This is a genomic window from Longimonas haloalkaliphila, from assembly GCF_055379825.1.
Genome location: NZ_AP043948.1, coordinates 1 through 15,345, shown reverse-complemented (window position 1 = coordinate 15,345; position 15,345 = coordinate 1). Strand labels below are relative to the sequence as shown.

General features: G+C 52.7%; 12 protein-coding genes and 1 tRNA gene. 3 read left to right on the top strand and 10 right to left on the bottom strand.

Translation table 11 applies throughout. The annotated features are described in order from the left end of the window. Nucleotides 1–12: 12 nt before the first annotated feature. The 3 genes from yidC to rpmH all read right to left on the bottom strand — a co-directional run bounded on the left by yidC (nt 13) and on the right by rpmH (nt 2,652). Complete coding sequence (gene yidC / locus ACZ48V_RS00065; protein ID WP_464540464.1) at nt 13–1,944, bottom strand: membrane protein insertase YidC; 1,932 nt, start codon at nt 1,942–1,944, stop codon at nt 13–15. 90 nt (nt 1,945–2,034) lie between these two features. Then, the gene (locus ACZ48V_RS00060; protein ID WP_464540462.1) at nt 2,035–2,457 is read right to left on the bottom strand and encodes a ribonuclease P protein component; all 423 of its coding nucleotides are present in this window, start codon (nt 2,455–2,457) and stop codon (nt 2,035–2,037) included. Nucleotides 2,458–2,487: 30 nt separating this feature from the next. Continuing rightward, a complete protein-coding gene (gene rpmH, locus ACZ48V_RS00055; protein WP_410335954.1) occupies nt 2,488–2,652 on the bottom strand; it encodes a 50S ribosomal protein L34 in 165 nt (54 codons plus the stop codon). A gap of 188 nt (nt 2,653–2,840) precedes the next feature. Here rpmH and ACZ48V_RS00050 point away from each other — a divergent pair. The 3 genes from ACZ48V_RS00050 to ACZ48V_RS00040 all read left to right on the top strand — a co-directional run bounded on the left by ACZ48V_RS00050 (nt 2,841) and on the right by ACZ48V_RS00040 (nt 6,053). Next, a tRNA-Val gene (locus ACZ48V_RS00050) sits at nt 2,841–2,915 on the top strand. 406 nt (nt 2,916–3,321) lie between these two features. Further along, the gene (locus ACZ48V_RS00045) at nt 3,322–4,830 is read left to right on the top strand and encodes an AAA family ATPase (protein WP_464540460.1); all 1,509 of its coding nucleotides are present in this window, start codon (nt 3,322–3,324) and stop codon (nt 4,828–4,830) included. Next, complete coding sequence (locus ACZ48V_RS00040; protein ID WP_464540458.1) at nt 4,830–6,053, top strand: 5-methylcytosine restriction system specificity protein McrC; 1,224 nt, start codon at nt 4,830–4,832, stop codon at nt 6,051–6,053. The genes ACZ48V_RS00045 and ACZ48V_RS00040 overlap by 1 nt, the downstream gene beginning before the upstream one ends. Here the strand turns inward: ACZ48V_RS00040 and ACZ48V_RS00035 are convergent. The 7 genes from ACZ48V_RS00035 to ACZ48V_RS00005 all read right to left on the bottom strand — a co-directional run bounded on the left by ACZ48V_RS00035 (nt 6,034) and on the right by ACZ48V_RS00005 (nt 15,164). Beyond that, on the bottom strand, nt 6,034–7,245 hold the full coding sequence (locus tag ACZ48V_RS00035) for a DNA-methyltransferase (RefSeq protein ID WP_464540456.1): 1,212 nt from the start codon (nt 7,243–7,245) through the stop codon (nt 6,034–6,036). The two genes, ACZ48V_RS00040 and ACZ48V_RS00035, sit on opposite strands and share 20 nt — an antisense overlap. A gap of 548 nt (nt 7,246–7,793) precedes the next feature. After that, complete coding sequence (locus ACZ48V_RS00030) at nt 7,794–8,078, bottom strand: hypothetical protein (RefSeq protein ID WP_464540454.1); 285 nt, start codon at nt 8,076–8,078, stop codon at nt 7,794–7,796. A gap of 206 nt (nt 8,079–8,284) precedes the next feature. Continuing rightward, nucleotides 8,285–9,043 (bottom strand): ParA family protein, encoded by a 759-nt coding sequence (locus tag ACZ48V_RS00025; protein ID WP_464540452.1) that lies wholly within the window; start codon nt 9,041–9,043, stop codon nt 8,285–8,287. A 286-nt stretch (nt 9,044–9,329) separates the two neighbouring features. After that, complete coding sequence (locus ACZ48V_RS00020) at nt 9,330–11,951, bottom strand: hypothetical protein (protein WP_464540450.1); 2,622 nt, start codon at nt 11,949–11,951, stop codon at nt 9,330–9,332. A gap of 374 nt (nt 11,952–12,325) precedes the next feature. Beyond that, nucleotides 12,326–12,628, bottom strand: a complete 303-nt coding sequence (locus ACZ48V_RS00015) for a hypothetical protein (RefSeq protein ID WP_464540448.1) — start codon at nt 12,626–12,628, stop codon at nt 12,326–12,328. A 129-nt stretch (nt 12,629–12,757) separates the two neighbouring features. After that, the gene (locus tag ACZ48V_RS00010; protein ID WP_464540446.1) at nt 12,758–13,771 is read right to left on the bottom strand and encodes a hypothetical protein; all 1,014 of its coding nucleotides are present in this window, start codon (nt 13,769–13,771) and stop codon (nt 12,758–12,760) included. Between the two features lie 196 nt (nt 13,772–13,967). After that, entirely contained in the window at nt 13,968–15,164 is a 1,197-nt protein-coding gene (locus ACZ48V_RS00005) for a tyrosine-type recombinase/integrase (RefSeq protein WP_464540444.1), read from the bottom strand. Between the last annotated feature and the right edge of the window lie 181 nt (nt 15,165–15,345).

The window sequence follows — 15,345 nt, the reverse complement described above, 5'->3', positions numbered from 1 at the left end:
GAAAGGACCTGCTTATTTGCGCTTCTGAGCCTCTTTCTGAGCCTCTTCGGCTTTCTTGAGCAGGCGCGAGAACCACCCGTCTGATTCCTTGCCGTTGCTCGTGCCGTTGAATGGCGTATCGGGCTGCTGTTCTTTCTCCTTATCAAGCTGCCAGTAGATGTACTTCTGCTGCGCAGCAGTCACTACGTTGTAGAACAGATAATAAAGACTCAGCGCTGAGGCGAACCGGTTGAAGATGAAGAAGATGAAGAACGGCAGCACGTACATGAAGACCTTGGCCTGGGCCCCGGTGCTTCCGGTACTACTCATCTGGATGCGCATCGTAAAGATCATAGAGACACCCATCAGAAGCGTAAATCCAGCTACGTAATCGCCGTAAAACGGAATGCTGAACGGAAGCTGAAGAATGGGGTCTGGCGCCGACAGGTCAGCGGCCCACAGGAAGCTCTCTTGCCGCAGCTGCACCGACTGTGGGATGTAGAGGTAGAGCGCAATAATGATGGGGTACTGCAAGAACATAGGCAGACAGCCACCAATCGGGTTAACCCCCGACTCGCGGTAGAGCTTCATCATCTCCTGCTGCTGCTTCTCCATGTCGTCCTCATACTTCTCCTTGATCTTATCCATCTCTGGCTTCAGATCACGCATCTTCGCCATGGAGCGGTACGAAGACTTGGTGAGCGGGTAGACGACCACCTTGATCAGGACCGCCAGCAGAATGATGACGAGCCCGTAATTTGGAAATACGCCGCCCAGGTAGGTAAGCGCAGGGATGAACACAAAGGTAGCGAGCGGACGTGTGATCCATGCGAAGATGGCCCAGCCGTAGTTCACCATGTCGTACAGGCTGCGCCCGTACGCCGCCAGGTTGTAGTAGTCGATCGGCCCCATGTAGAGCGAGAACGACTGCACGTCGACATCAGACGACGAGGAGGGGAAAAACAGGCGGGCCTCGGTGCCTTCGCCGCCTGCAATGGTCTGAGCGGCCCCCTCTTCGCGGATAAGTTCAGCGCCTTCAACGGACCGCTCGTCGTCGGGCATGAGCACCGTGGTGAAGTACTTGCTTCGGTGCCCGACCCAGCTTACGGATCCAGAAAGACGGTTTTCGGCGAATGCGTCGTCGTCGTACACGAGCCGCTCCAGCGACCCCCCGGAGTGGGCATAGACGCCCGAGTCGATGCGTTCGCCTTCAGGGTCGTCTTCCGTGAAGGGCACGCCGTAGTCCCACACGACCTCGTACCCATCCCGTGTAGCGAATGAGGCGGGGTTCTGCTGGGCGATCTCGAAGTTGAGATCGTACGGGTCGGCTGTGAAGGTGTAGGTATAGCTGAGCGACCCTTCGCCTTCGGGGCCAAGGGTCGCTTCGAACGTAAGCGATGCTTCCTCGCCCGATTCAACACGCAGCGTGTCAGGGGCATCCGAGGCGAAGTATAGGGAGCGCGTATCCACCAGATGGCTGGAAGGCGTCATGAACGTGACGCCGGGCACGCCGCTTCCTGGTGCGTCGACTATGTTCACCGGACTCTCGCGGTCGAATTTGGTGTAGCCCAGCAGAGTGAATCGTTCGATGACGCCGCCCCGCGTAGAGAATTCGGCTGTATACTCTTCGGATATGACCGTGATGGTACGCGCTTCCCCCGAGGTAGCGCGTGCGGTGGCCGGATCAGACGGCGGGTCGGCGGGGGCCGCTTCAGCGTCTGGAGCATCAGGGCTCTCTGGGTCGTCTGCAGGTCGGTCGGCATCGGTGAGCGGCTCAGCATCGTCGGGGGTTGTAGTCTCGGGGGCGGGCGATTCGACCTCTGCCGTTTCATCGTCGGGAGACGGCTCGGGCGATTCGGGGCCATACCAGATGAGCCACCCAAACATGATGAGTCCGAAGAGCAGCGTGGCAATCAGGATATTGCGCTGGTCTTCGGAAGACGGTTGGTTACGCAGCGTAGACAAGGCAGCCGAGGGGCTAAAAGATACAATCGAGACGGAGGGCTTGTCTGTTTCAGGAGCAACAGGCAAGCATAGGAAGAACGCCGCAGCGCGTTAATCGTGTTCAGGGAGGGCCGCTGCGACTTTCTGTAATACGGCAGGCACATCACGCCAGATACACGTGTCGGCGCGATCGGAGCGCCCGCGAAACAGCATCATTGCGATAAGAGGCAGTCCGGTACTCGGAAGGCCGTCGCGTAGCATGTACTGATGCTGCCGATACGCTTCACGCATATGCCGGCGCACCCGGGTGCGCTGCACGTTGGTGGCGTGGCGCCTGCCGGGGGCAAACCCAATTTGGACAGGGACGTCGTGGCCGACCTCTTCGGGCGTTGCCCATCGGTAGAGCATGCGCACGCATCCGTGCGCTTCCGTTCCCACGTCAGCACGTGAGCGGTCAAAAAGCGACGCAATGAGCCGCTTTCGTTTGAGCCGGTGCGTACGCGGAAACGTGTAGCGACGGGCTGAATCGGACATATCAGTGCGGCACCGGCAAACAAGGAAGCGCTATACAGGCTTACCAGACGACGTATCGCTTACCGTCAGGTTCTTGCGTCCTTTCTTGCGGCGGCGCTTCAGAATCTTGCGTCCATTTTTGGTTTTCATGCGCTTGCGGAAGCCGTGCTTGTTCTTCCGCTTCTTGCGGCTGGGTTGATACGTGCGTTTTGGCATAGTAGACAGATTGATCTATGATCACAATGATAACAAGCGACGTATTCCAACGGAGCCTTCGCGTAGTTGTTTTACGGGATACGTGCGAAGAGATCGCCAAGACACGACGGAGGCTTTGTGGAAAGTGTGGGAACGTGGCTGCAATGCTTGACATTGTACACCATGCTTGTGCATAATAGTCGGCGCATGGGTCCTTAGCTCAGTTGGTTTAGAGCGCCTGCCTTACAAGCAGGAGGTCCCTGGTTCGAATCCAGGAGGGCCCACTATAGTTTTGCGTAAACCCCTGTTTTGCAGGGGTTTATTAGATCAGTGGTACAACGTAGGTACAACAATCTTGTCTTTTGACATCCGGGTATCATCCTTTTTGTGAGGTTTATGGTAATTTGTATCTACATCATGTTGTGTACCAGTTGTCTCTCAGGCCCCGTCTACCCATTTTATGTCGGATATTAGTCTTACCGAACAAGAGACACGTAATCGACACATTACCTTTGCTATTCGGGATGCCATTTGGCCTCCAAAACGTATCCGTGAGGAGTATCCACTGACACCAGGGCCCATTATAGAATTTGGCGATTCTTGCACAAGTGGTCCTGGAAGGCAGACAGATTGGATTTTGGAGTACAAGCCTATTTTAAGGTAGAGAAAATCTCAAAACCTAAGCCACTTATGCCATATGTATCTAGCAACTCTCTAAAAAACGCCATTGAGAATCTAAAGGGTACAGCCGGCCATATGCTGAAAATTTGGCTTGTGCTCAAGCAGATGGGGATGACCGCAGATAATCCAGTCTCAATAAACACAAGCAACTCGACATCGGCATTGGAAAGGCTTTTCGGATACGGTGATCCTGAAGGGAGTTTCTTCGTCCCGTTCTCTCACACGAAGAGATTTATAACAATGAAGGAAGATGCCAGCCGCTCTATCATACAGACAAACTTAGTCAGGTGGGCGGAAAGCGGATCAGTGGTCACGGTGGATCCCACAAGCTACCTCAAAATTGAGAAGGGGCATGATAATGTAGTGAAGGTAAAGCCTGGTCGAAACTATCCGCAGGGTTTAGGTCAGGGGGAAGATGGTTTCGCTTTGAGCGAGGATACACGTGTCACAATACCGATTGTCCCATTTGGGGTATGGTACTATCGGCAAGAATCGGTCCCTGAGAATCCTGATGCGCGAAGTTTTCGGGAGGCTTTGAAGCGAGATTTGAGCTTAACGACTGGGGAAGTGCAAAATATATTCGTCTCGGGCGAACCTGATTGGGATGTAGAAACCAATCATAGTCCATTGTCTGACAATGATTTGCAAACCATTGTCTTGGAAGCAATTGAAGAAGGTTCGCAAAAGGCGAAAGTCATAGAGCAAACAATGGAAGAACATATCACAAAAGTTAAAACGCGCGTGACTACAGCAGTTGATAAGCCAAATTGGTTAGTTTCCGATCCTCAAGAACGACTGAAAAGTGTTCTCGAAAGAGGTTCAAAAGCCGTTTTGCTGTATGGTCCTCCTCGAACGGGAAAGACCAGAGCATGCTTGCAAGTATTATCAGATTCGGAATCTGAGCGAATACAAATTCACGAGGGTTGGGGGTATGACGACTTAATCGTTGGGCTTAGACCTCATCCTGGAGGGGAGTGGAAATACAAATCTGGTCCGCTTCGAAAGGCTATCGAGGATGAGAAGGACTATATAGTGTTGGAAGAGATTAACCGAACTGATTTCAGCCAGGCAATCGGGGAAGTTTTTTCATTAATCGAAGAGGCCTACAGAGGTCCAGACCATGCGATAGCTCTCAAAGATGGCGATTCCTTTTTTATCCCAGAAGACACAGTCATCATCTGTACGATGAATACACTTGACCGCTCGACAGAGAATATTGACGATGCTCTGTTTGGTCGTATGGACGCTGTAGAGTTCCCTCCAAGAGTTGAGCAACTCACTGATATCCTCAACCAAAACGGAGTAGGTGAGGCAGATGACTGGCTTGAGCTATTCGCGTTTATCCAAGATTACCACCCTGTAGGGCATGGTTATTTTGCTTCGTTAACTCCTGATACGCCTCCACTCGATTTCTATATGACTCGAATTAGGCCGATTTTGCAAAAGCATTTGGAGGGTTACAGAGAAGATGAGCTAGATGCGATCGATGAAAAGGTAGATCAACTGTTCGGGCAGTAATGGACGTTTTCGAGGCCCCTGATAATTCGACAACTGAAATCGTTAATTTTGAGTTAGATTGGCTACCCGCTGCAGCATATGAATATGTAACACCAAGAGTGGTGAAAGCGGGCCAGGGAAAGACGGTTCATGTAAAAGTTGGACCCTATGTAGGCGCTATTCCGCTTAAAGGAGACCGTGTACTTTACCTCACTCCTCGTGTCGGGAGAAGGATGTTCTCTCGGATGCTTGTTGTCTCGGAAGGGTTAGCGAATTCTGTTGGTGCTGAGTTTGATGAGCTGGCCCAAATCGCCTATGACCAGGGAGACGGGTCTTGGATGCAACTTCTCAAACGCCCCTACGCTGCTAAGCTGCGACAGATTGAAAAAGAGAGCTTAATGCCGGAGCGGAGACGGCGAAGAGACCAACTGGGTTTTGTGCGTGGACATCTTGAGGTTCTCCCTACTCTCAAATCGGTAGCCCGCAGGGAGCCCCGTCCCGTTCACTGTAGGTATTCTGAGAAGACGTTCGAGACAGCAGAAAATCGGATGCTCTCTGCTGCGGCAGCTCAACTACTCAATTTGGGGGTTGCATCATCGACGGAAGCACCCGCTCTTGCGCGTTGGGCAAATTGTTCAGACAGGAGATTGAGCTTCGCTGATTTTCAGCAAGTGGTCAACGGTCTTATTTCGGGGCGCTATACTGGACCGAGAGCGTATTACATTCCTGCCTTGGTTATGGCCCGTCTCATCTTAGCACAAGGCAATATTCAGTTTGACCATACAGAGCTTGTTGAGGCGGAGGCTTTAGTTACGAACATGGATCTTCTCTTCGAGCGCTACACGCGGAGAACGATTTCCAGAGCACTGTCTCCTCAAGGTCTCACAGTGAAAAAGGTCGCAGGAAGCAGTCAAGCTCCCAGCCTTTTTCTTGATGGGACTTGTACTATGGAGCCAGATATTTTGGTGTCTGATGCGAAGGGCGATCAGCTCGTCATAGATGTTAAATACAAGCCGGATGCTCATCGGATAGAGTCATCGGATTACTATCAACTTGCTACCTATCTAGACGCCTTTGACTGCGATACAGGTATGTTAATTCTCCCTTCTCGTCACGAAGAGAGTCTAAACCGGCGCCGCACTTTGGAAGGAAAGGTAGTCTACGAGCTTCGAGTCCCGATGCAAGATTACAGTGAGACGGAAAGAAGTCTTTCAGAAAAGGTTCTCACACCTCTAAATTCATAGGAGCCCCATTCAACCGGGATTTCGCTGTTTCGAGATAATCATCATCAATATCAAAGCCTATAGATTTTCTTCCGAGTTGCAGTGCTGCTAGAGAGGTTGTTCCAGATCCGACAAACGGGTCCAAAATAGTGTCGTCTTTCCGGGAAGTGAGACCTATGCAACGGCCTGGAAGAGCTACAGGGAAAGCTGCTCCATGGTTATCTTTTCCGCTTGCCGTTGGAAAACACCAAATGTCAGTCATTTTATCTGCTTCGTAGTCTTGGTACTGACCTCCAAGTCGGGGGGAAAGGCGCTGGTAAGCATCTTTGTCAAAGTACGGGCCTCGTTTAAGGGAAAGGTGTATTATGTATTCTCCTTCCCTTGTAGCTCTAGTTCGAACAGGTTCAGGAAGAGAACCGTCTTTTTTCCAAGTAATGAAGCTTTTGACCCAATATCCGATTCGGGAGGCTCGATCAGCTATTTTATTTGGTATTAGGCACAGTTCTCCATCCTTGAGATGAGAGTGCCCCGCGCTGTAGCGTCGACAATCGTAGTCGCTCCAGCTTCGGGAGTCATTGCCTTTCATTGCGTTCAGAGTCTCACTCGCATTCGAGCGAATTTGAGTACGTGTATTGTAGGTGTCCATCAAATTCCACCAGATTGATCCCTCTTCTTTTAGAGCCTCTTTCAAATAGAAAAGAATCTCTGTGGTGTGTCTGATAAAACCCTCTGGTGTTTGTTCATGCCCAAATGGGCATGTTTCCCCATCTGCCCACAAGACACTGAAATGTGTGTCATAGAGACGAAGGCCCCAGTATGGAGTTGACGTTATAACTGATTGGATAGACTCAGGAGGGAGACGTCTGATTAAGTTCTTTGCGTCCCCTTTGAAAAATGAATGACGGTCATCGATTTCAAGACGATCTAGATCCCCTGACTCCGATGACCTGTCAAGTAGATAGGATGGAATTCTGCTGCGCGGGACAAACGTCTCTCTGAAAGCATCTTGCCTAAGTAAAACAATAATCTCTCGGAGTGTTACAGGTCGCTTACTTCGAGTACCGATTACTTTGCGAACAAACTTGGGATCCATTCCGACAAGGCTTGCAACCAACTGCTGGTCAAATTCTCGTTCAAGTTCCTCATCGCTAAACGAGATCTCTAAAGATTGTATAGACGAATGTGGCTTGATATCCCTGAGCGGAGTTTCCATGTCTGTATCCTTGCAGTGCGATGGTTGACGATATTATCTCAAACAAAAACCTACAACATAATATAAAATTTGTAGGACCTACAAACTATTGTTATGTTCACTTGATCCGGTGTGGAGGATAGACTTCATATTCACTCTCTCGTTCTTTCTGCATCCGGTTTAGTTCTTTAATGACTGCCCGTTCGACGATCTCAGAGATGGGTTCGTCTTCATGGAATGATGCCGCTCTTAGGAGTTCTAAAACGCTCTGTCGAATAGAGGTATTGAATTGGTGCTTAGGCTGGTTTTGATCAATATCGATCGATTCCCCAGTGTCACTTCTGTTGCTCATAACTGTAAGTCACCCTATAGAGACTATTGAAAGTGTAGGGTCTAGCCCCTACAATCTGATACCCAAAATCTAATGACTGAAAGCATCGGTAGCAACTGCACTAAATCCATACCTTGCTCAATTTATTTGTTGAGGCCCTCTCCATATGGGTGCTATGGGGATTTATAGTCTTAGTCAAGGGATGATGGTCAACATTATGAGCAGGCTCAATTGTTGTTTACCTGCGCCCCAGCTTCTCCATTAGCGCCTTGAACGCGAGATTATAGACCTTGGAGTGTGGGAGGCCGAGATCTTCCGAAATAGCCTTCAGAGCTTCGGGGTCTTGTGGCGTGACAGCTACTCGGCGCTTGCGTTCAGTGGAGTTGTTTGCCTTGGATGCGCTCTTCTCTTCCGTGGAAGAGTCCTCCCTGGAAGACGTCTCCGAGGATTGCTCCGCACCGTCTGGGGATCCCTTGGTCTTGCGGCGTGGGTTGCCCGTAATGGGTTTATATGGCTTGTTCATGGTGAGTAGGGGGTATGTCTGTGGAAAACGAGCAGGTGATACCAGTGGATGCCAATCGACTCAGATGGATACCGGTGGATGCAGATAGATACAGATGGAATCCAATGGCATCCAATGGGCACCAACTGAAGCCAGTGGCATCCATGGGCAGCCAGCAGATGCCCATGGATGCCTAAACGGGCAGATTTAATGGGTGTAGCATGGCTTTATCGCCATAACCGCCTCTTCAGCGAAGAGGATACGTTGTACGAGGAGCGCTCGTTGCTATGGGCATCCGGCTGATTCTCATGGGGCGGCGCACCACGCGCGACCCAGTCACAGAAAGCCATGAGGGCTTTGACCATGTAGGTTCGAGAGGCGTAGGGAAGGTCCCATACAGGAACGCCACGCAACTCCGCTTCCCGCATGTACTTTTCGTTTCGCGGGATGGCCATCTGGAAGACCTCCACATTGGCATCCGTCATGTCAACAAGCTGCTCGATGGCTGCAATCTCTTCCTGAGCGTGCGTGTCGCGTGGATCCGTGAAATTGGGGACGAGCACCACACGGCATCCCGTGTGGGCCATCTCTTCAGCCACTTTGATTGCACCGTCAATGGACAGTCGCCCATTCACCGGGCAGATGACCATATCCTTCGTGTTGATCTTGACGTGCTGATCGACAAAGTCCAGAATAGACTCAGCAGGAGGCGTGTCCACGAGCAGGTGCGATGCCCCTACTATGTGGCGAGGATCGACCGTTGCGATGAGGTCGGCTGCGCTCCTACTACCTGGTATCGTGATTCCATCTTCGCCCTCCCACTCATGCTGGGTGGCCCAGGATATGGCGTTGCACTGCGCATCCACGTCCCAGAACGTCCAGGATTGACCCTGCGCGGCCATATAAAGAGCGAGATGGACAGCCAGCATGGTCTTCCCCGTGCCGCCTTTGTGATTGTGGACGAGTATGAGTTCGAGATCATTCATGGTTTGTAGATGCTTGAGTAAAAGTTAGTGTGTAAGCTATCATTCGATAGGCTGCTCTCCTCAGCTCATGATAGTGGGTTGTGCCGGATGACCACGCACAGTGCGCGACATCGGAGAGGGTTGTGTTGTGGTGCTACGACTCCAGTTTCCCACTTCGCGCGGGTGCTCGCAACCCTCTACCTTAGGTTTCAAGGTGGGGGTGGGGTTAGAAGCGATCAATCCAGGATTCTGGAGTCGTGGCACAACGAGCCGGTACTTTTTACCCCTGTGTGGCGAATGAGCACCCTTAGAAGGGGATTTCTCCCTCAGGTGGGTTATCCGATCCATCTTCATCTCCCCATGTGTGGTGCCACGACTCCAGATCTTCAGATGGATCTGGGTTCCCCCCTCCCCCCACCTTGTCATCTGGACGAGGTGGGGAGCCCCCCCGCGTAGGTTGCAAACTTTGATTCGTGGCGTCGATCTCTTCTTCGTCGCGTCGCACCGACCACTGCTTCCCCTCTCGGCCATCCGATATGATGGTGAGATACCATCCACCGGCGAACCGGCGGTCCTTCCGATAGCCAAATGCGTTTCCGAGTGAGCGCGTGATAGGCTCCCGGTAGCGCAGACGAGATCTTATTTCATCGGGGAGCCACTCGACGATGCGTTTGAGATTGGCATCCCGCATAAAGTCTTCTTCCTGTATATCCTCTTCCATGGCACCGGCCAGTTCGCGTACGGTAAAGCCGATCTCAGAGCGCGATTCTTCCCACGTATGGATGGCTTCGAGTAGGTGGGCCCAGTCGTCGTCTTCCACAAAGACACTGTCGGTCAGCTCATCAATATTACCCAGAAATCCGCTGACCCCGACATGCTCCAGGATCCCACCGACGACCGTGCGCCAGCGCTCAAAGGAGCCCAAGACCGGGACATTTTTCGGTTCTGGACGTCCGGCAACGACCCACTTTCGAGCCATGGTGAGCAGCGCTGCAGAGAGCTCTGCGCGGTTTTCCTTCGTCCACTGTGGCTGTTGGTGGGTGAATCCGTCACGTGTCCACGGCTTGGCCATACGCGTGTCGAGGCGGATGAGAAAGCAGCGCCGCACCATATCGCCACTCGGACGTAGATTGTTGCCAGTGGCACACCATACAGCCGTGGACGGCACACGCATCTGCGTAGAGACCCCGAGAATGCGGTCGGACCAAGTGTCTGACGTAATGGCCCGTCGGAGGGATGGACTGTCGAGCGTGCCGCTCACATCATCTACAATGATAAACCGCTCTCCGGCGCGCAGCTGGGCGGTGATTTGCTTGCGCCACTCCGCATCGCCTATGGGTGCACTCATTGTGGCAGGCACTATGCCTGTGCCTATGATACCGATGATCATGGCGAGGAGGCTCTTCCCAGATCCAGCGCGGGTTGCATCAATGATGGCCAGTGGGGTGTTTGCCCCCTTCAAGAGTGGAAGCACAATCAGGGTAAGGGCTAAAGCCAGTGCGCCCGCAAGGCTCGCTTGATCGGCAAAGGGGTGGTCGCACCATGCCTCGTTCACAAAGTTAAGGGCATCCCGTACGTCCTGCTCCGTAGGCTTTTCAGGGACCGAGACGAGCGAGTGTCCATCCGGTAGGTAGTACAGAAGATTGGTCTCTTCGTCGTAGCCCGGCGTGTCACAGACTGTACCATCCGGTCTCAGTATGGGAACATGCGTGATACCATCCAGCACAGGAAGGTCGAGGAGATGTCTGATTCGCCGTACCATGCGTAGAGGCGGGTCTTGGGGCTTCATCTTTTCTCCGACGCAGTTGGTGCAGCGACTGATGAAGTCGTCGAGCTCAGGCTCTGCAACAGGCGCAATCTCAGGCTTTCCTTGAGGGTCCTTCTCTACACGGGCAATGCCCGACCGTCGGTACAACTCCGGTGGGTCGTTAGCCATCTTTATAGCCTCGCAGATCTCATCGACAATTTCCGATGAGGGGCGGTCGGAGATTTCGATGACAGGGGCCTTCTGTGCCAGTCTCTCCCGCCGTGCTTTCTGCTCCTGGCGTTCTTCCTCGTCCTGCAGTCGCTTACGGGTTGCTTCCACAGCACTCCGAAGGTCATTCAGGTTGATCTTGGTTGCCGCCTTGATTCGCTTTTTAAGCTTTGGATACCGATCTGGAGAGACTGCTGCGAGCAAGTCGATGTGCTCGAAGACATCGTCAGCAGTGCCTTCCGCTTCACAATATTCGACGAGATCTGTGGCGGTCTGCGGCGTCCATTGGTGCCGATCTGTGGCCTTAACGAGTGTGCGTAGCTCTTGGAGGCTTCCCTCACGTTTCTTTATCCAGTCGGTCATATCCTCCTTTGCACGCAGCCGTGGAAGCGGGAGAATACAGACTGACGTTGCGCAGCGCACGATCTTGTCGGCGATGGCTCTCATGAAGTCACGCCCAGCGGTGTCATTATCCGGCAGACACACGACATCAGCGCCTTCAAGTGTGTCAGTCATTGATTGAGCCCACTTCTTACCCGGATCAGGGCCTTTGCTGGCGCCACCGGGGTTGCATGTCGCCGTGAGACCGAGTCGTTCGAGTGTCTGGACGTCCTTCTCACCTTCGACGAGGTATACCGTGTCACTATAGTCGATTGCCTTCCGTACACGCGGCAGTCGATAGAGCACGGGATCCACGTCATGGCGACCGCTAACGTATCCGGGCTTCCGGTCGTATTTGCCTGCATCCGGATGGTCCGGCAGGTATGCATGTTGGAGGAAGGTCTTCTGCCCGTAGGCCGGGTGCTCTGGATCCCGCATTTCGTAACGGACGACCTGGAAGAGCGGGTTGCCGTTGGCATCGTGGTAGGTGTATCGGTCCACCAGATCGCCTTCCCACGGCTTCCAAGATGCGTCGGCGTCATCGGGGAAGAGGTCACGCCATTCCAGGCCCATAGCGTGGACTACGTCGGACGCATCGCAGTTTGCATGACATTTCAGCAACACCTTGCCGCCCGGTTCGGCCTCTGTAATAGAGAGCGAGGGAGAGCTATCGTCATGTGCTGGGCACTGCGCTTGATAGCCCGAGCCGGTCTCTGATACGCTGTTTAAGCATGATAATACAGTTTGGAGTGGGGTATCCCTTCGGATCCCCGTAGAGGAATCTTTGTTCATAGCAGTACTATTGGTGAATTTCCTTCTCTGGGAATGAATCCATATTTGGCCTCAGGCAGCGTTGCCGCGCTGCTTGAGGCTTTTCCTTGTCTGGTGGAGCTCGGTGGTGTACCATGAGGCTCTATTGTTGTCTGTGAAAAGAACGAAGCGTGTCGCTACACGTCACGTGCATCCACACGGCCCTCATCGAAGTACTCCTCGATGGATTCGCGGTGGTACCAGATGCGTCGTCCATGCTGGCTGTACGTCACGCGCTCGTTGTCGCGGAGGTACTGCAGCTGGCGATTCGTGAGTCCATAGCGCTCTTTGACCGTATCCGGGTGGAGCCATTCAGCCTTATCGGCCTCGCGAAGTGCATCGGGGACGTGTCGAATCATCGAGTCGCGTACGATATCAGCGAGTGCGCTGCGGAGTGTGTCGCCATCAGCGACGATGATGCGGTCTGAGTCAGTTGCCATGTCGTGGCTATGGTATAATTCGTTGTCTATTGCAGTCCATGGTATGTCGAAGGGCATCCAAACAGCGAAAATTTCGGTGCCTAAACGAAAATTTTTGCTTTTAAACTCAATGGGGTCAATGTTTTGGATCTAAAAAGCCTTGTTTCGCGCCTCTTCCTCTTTTTCGGGTGACACCATATTATCGAATTCCTGCCGGTATCGCCCTAACCCTATGTTGTCGCCATTACTTTTTTGCAGTGGGCTCTCTTCAAGCAGATGTAGGTGATCATATAGAGCCTTTTTGTTTGGGACCATCTGGTTACTCTCCTTGCGCCAGAATTCTTTCGACCCCTTCAGGAGTTCGAGGGTCTTCTCGCGTGTCCGATGGAAATCATACTGCCGGTTATCAAAGTCCTGGAAGTGCCCTGGTGGCCACTCTTCGGCCTTGCCGTACATATCAAACTCTCGGAGTACCATCTTTGCCATCAATGCCCGGAAATAAAGCAGCGCGTGCGTATTACCGTAGGAGTAAGCAGCCTCTTCAAGGTCATCGGCGTAGCACCGAAAGTAGAAGAGTGCTTGATCGAGTGTCATGTTAACGGGCATGTGATTCAAACCGCAGTCGAATCCCCACGATGGAAGCGAAACACACATCCGTTGCTCAGGAGCTTGGAACGGAGATAGAAGGTCGTTTCCCTCCCTTTTCGGCCTTGAAGCGATCAGAGAAGCCGTCTCTGAGCGCTCCGATCGAATATGCCAGACACGTTCTTCTACGGATGCGTCTTTGGGTATGATATCTCTTAAGTTTCTGTTTGCATCCTCAGACTTAGCTCGCTCCAGAATATTGTGCAGGCGCATGGCTTCGTCCGGCGTCGTTGTCTCTGGAGTCAACTCCCCTGCGTGATGAGCAACAACAGGGTACTGATCCATCTTGTCACGCCATGCCTTTTGTTCTCTGTCAGATATCGTACGTGTTGCTCGAAATGTCTCATTTATCAAAGTAGCCAGCTCTTTCGTGTGCTCGCTGAGCCGCTTAACTGTTTGACGCAGACGGTGAGCACCTTGCGCTCCATCGTCCAAGTATGTGCAAAACTCTTCGCGTGTCTCGCGAATCAGGGAAATACCCATGTTTTGAGCCAGGCCCCAATCTGAATCGGATACCATCTGATTTCCATTACTCAGGAAAGGACTCAAAAGGCGCTCAGGGGGACGCTGCGTGAACGCAGGAACGCCCGGAAAAGGCCATGTTTGCGGATGTAGAAGCTGGTAGCGACTGCTCAGGCAGTGTGTGGGCAAGGAGTAAGACCACGACGTTCCAGTCAAGTCACGGAGCCACTCGCGCGTGTCTTCGCTGTATTCATTACTCATCATTCCACATGCTATCGGTGAGACTGTCAACGGCGTCCTGGTCGAAGGAGGAGAGGTAGCGTTCGGTGATCTTGAGATTGGAGTGCCCTAACGCCTTGCTGACGGCGTACAGATCTCCTGAACTCTTGCGTGCCAGGTCCGCAAAGCTGTGCCGTGCGACGTGAAAAGTCACGTCGTCGGGGTTCTCAATCCCGGCTTGAGCGGCTAACTTCTTGAGACTGCGGTTCGCCATCTGATTCCACACAGAGATGCGCTTGCGCAGGTGAACCGGGTCGCGTTCGTCTCCCTTGTCTAAGTATGGGAAAAGATAGGGCGTCTCGTCATCATTGGACCAACGCGCTACGATATCGTGTGCGGGATCTGGAAGTTGTACACTCACCGGTTTATCGGTCTTCATCATCCGGTAGCGTAACCTTCCCCCTGCAACCATACCAGGGCGTAGGCGGCACACGTCGCCAAAGCGGACGCCACCACCATAAAACGCAAGAAGGAACGCATCCCGATCACGTAGCAGATCAGAGCTGGGGGGAGGATCCAGTTCTTGGAGCGCCTGCATATTCTCCATGGAGAGCCGTCTCCGGTCGGTCGCTACGCCCTTTGGCAACTCGTATACCTGAAATGGGTCGCTACCGGCATCCAGCAGCTGTTCCTTAACCGCCTGATTGATGACACGGCGTACACGAGACAGTTCTTTGCGGGTGGTATTCGGGTTGTTACCGCGCTCCTCACGGCAGTGACGTTCCAGTTTGCGGAGGGCAGCAGGCGTAAGGTCATTCCATGAGATCTGATTGCCCAGTGTGGCCTGTAGCTTGTTCAGCGTAGTATTGTACTTCTTGCGCTCCCAGTACTGGTCACGATCCCTGAGCCGCCCGATAAACGACTCAAAGTAAGCAGTAAAGCTGCCTCCACTACTCGTTATTTGGGTTTTTACGGCCTCTGCGCTATCAGATTCGAGAGCGGCCTCTTCGGCTTGCAGTCTGACACGGCGTATCTTCGCGTTGTATGCCGACGCGAGTTCGTGTGTCTTCCGAACGGTCTTCTTTGTGTCATTCCAGTATTCTGGTGCGATTTGGACACCAGTGGATACAAACCGGCTCTTCCGGTTAGCGGTGATACGAATCCAAACAGGAGCACGTCCGCTGTCGCGTTTCTTGCTCTTGCGCAGGACAGGAGTTACGGTGATCGCCATGTGTACGATGTAGCTGATTTGTTGTACCAATATCCAACGGTGGTACAACATAGGTACAACAAACCACGAAGTCCACTGCAATGAATATTAACAAGAAAATACGCTGATACGCTCTGAAGGGTGATTTGGTGTGGTAGTTGAGAAATGAAGTAACCGGGCATGCCACTATATTTGGGCCAGG

Bases quoted from the DNA above. Each gene is read 5' to 3' on its own strand.
- ACZ48V_RS00060 (WP_464540462.1), bottom strand. From the start codon at position 2,457: ATGTCCGATTCAGCCCGTCGCTACACGTTTCCGCGTACGCACCGGCTC.
- rpmH (WP_410335954.1), bottom strand. From the start codon at position 2,652: ATGCCAAAACGCACGTATCAACCCAGCCGCAAGAAGCGGAAGAACAAG.
- ACZ48V_RS00045 (WP_464540460.1), top strand. From the start codon at position 3,322: ATGCCATATGTATCTAGCAACTCTCTAAAAAACGCCATTGAGAATCTA.
- ACZ48V_RS00040 (WP_464540458.1), top strand. From the start codon at position 4,830: ATGGACGTTTTCGAGGCCCCTGATAATTCGACAACTGAAATCGTTAAT.
- ACZ48V_RS00035 (WP_464540456.1), bottom strand. From the start codon at position 7,245: ATGGAAACTCCGCTCAGGGATATCAAGCCACATTCGTCTATACAATCT.
- ACZ48V_RS00030 (WP_464540454.1), bottom strand. From the start codon at position 8,078: ATGAACAAGCCATATAAACCCATTACGGGCAACCCACGCCGCAAGACC.
- ACZ48V_RS00025 (WP_464540452.1), bottom strand. From the start codon at position 9,043: ATGAATGATCTCGAACTCATACTCGTCCACAATCACAAAGGCGGCACG.
- ACZ48V_RS00020 (WP_464540450.1), bottom strand. From the start codon at position 11,951: ATGGGCCTGGAATGGCGTGACCTCTTCCCCGATGACGCCGACGCATCT.
- ACZ48V_RS00015 (WP_464540448.1), bottom strand. From the start codon at position 12,628: ATGGCAACTGACTCAGACCGCATCATCGTCGCTGATGGCGACACACTC.
- ACZ48V_RS00010 (WP_464540446.1), bottom strand. From the start codon at position 13,771: ATGGTATCCGATTCAGATTGGGGCCTGGCTCAAAACATGGGTATTTCC.
- ACZ48V_RS00005 (WP_464540444.1), bottom strand. From the start codon at position 15,164: ATGGCGATCACCGTAACTCCTGTCCTGCGCAAGAGCAAGAAACGCGAC.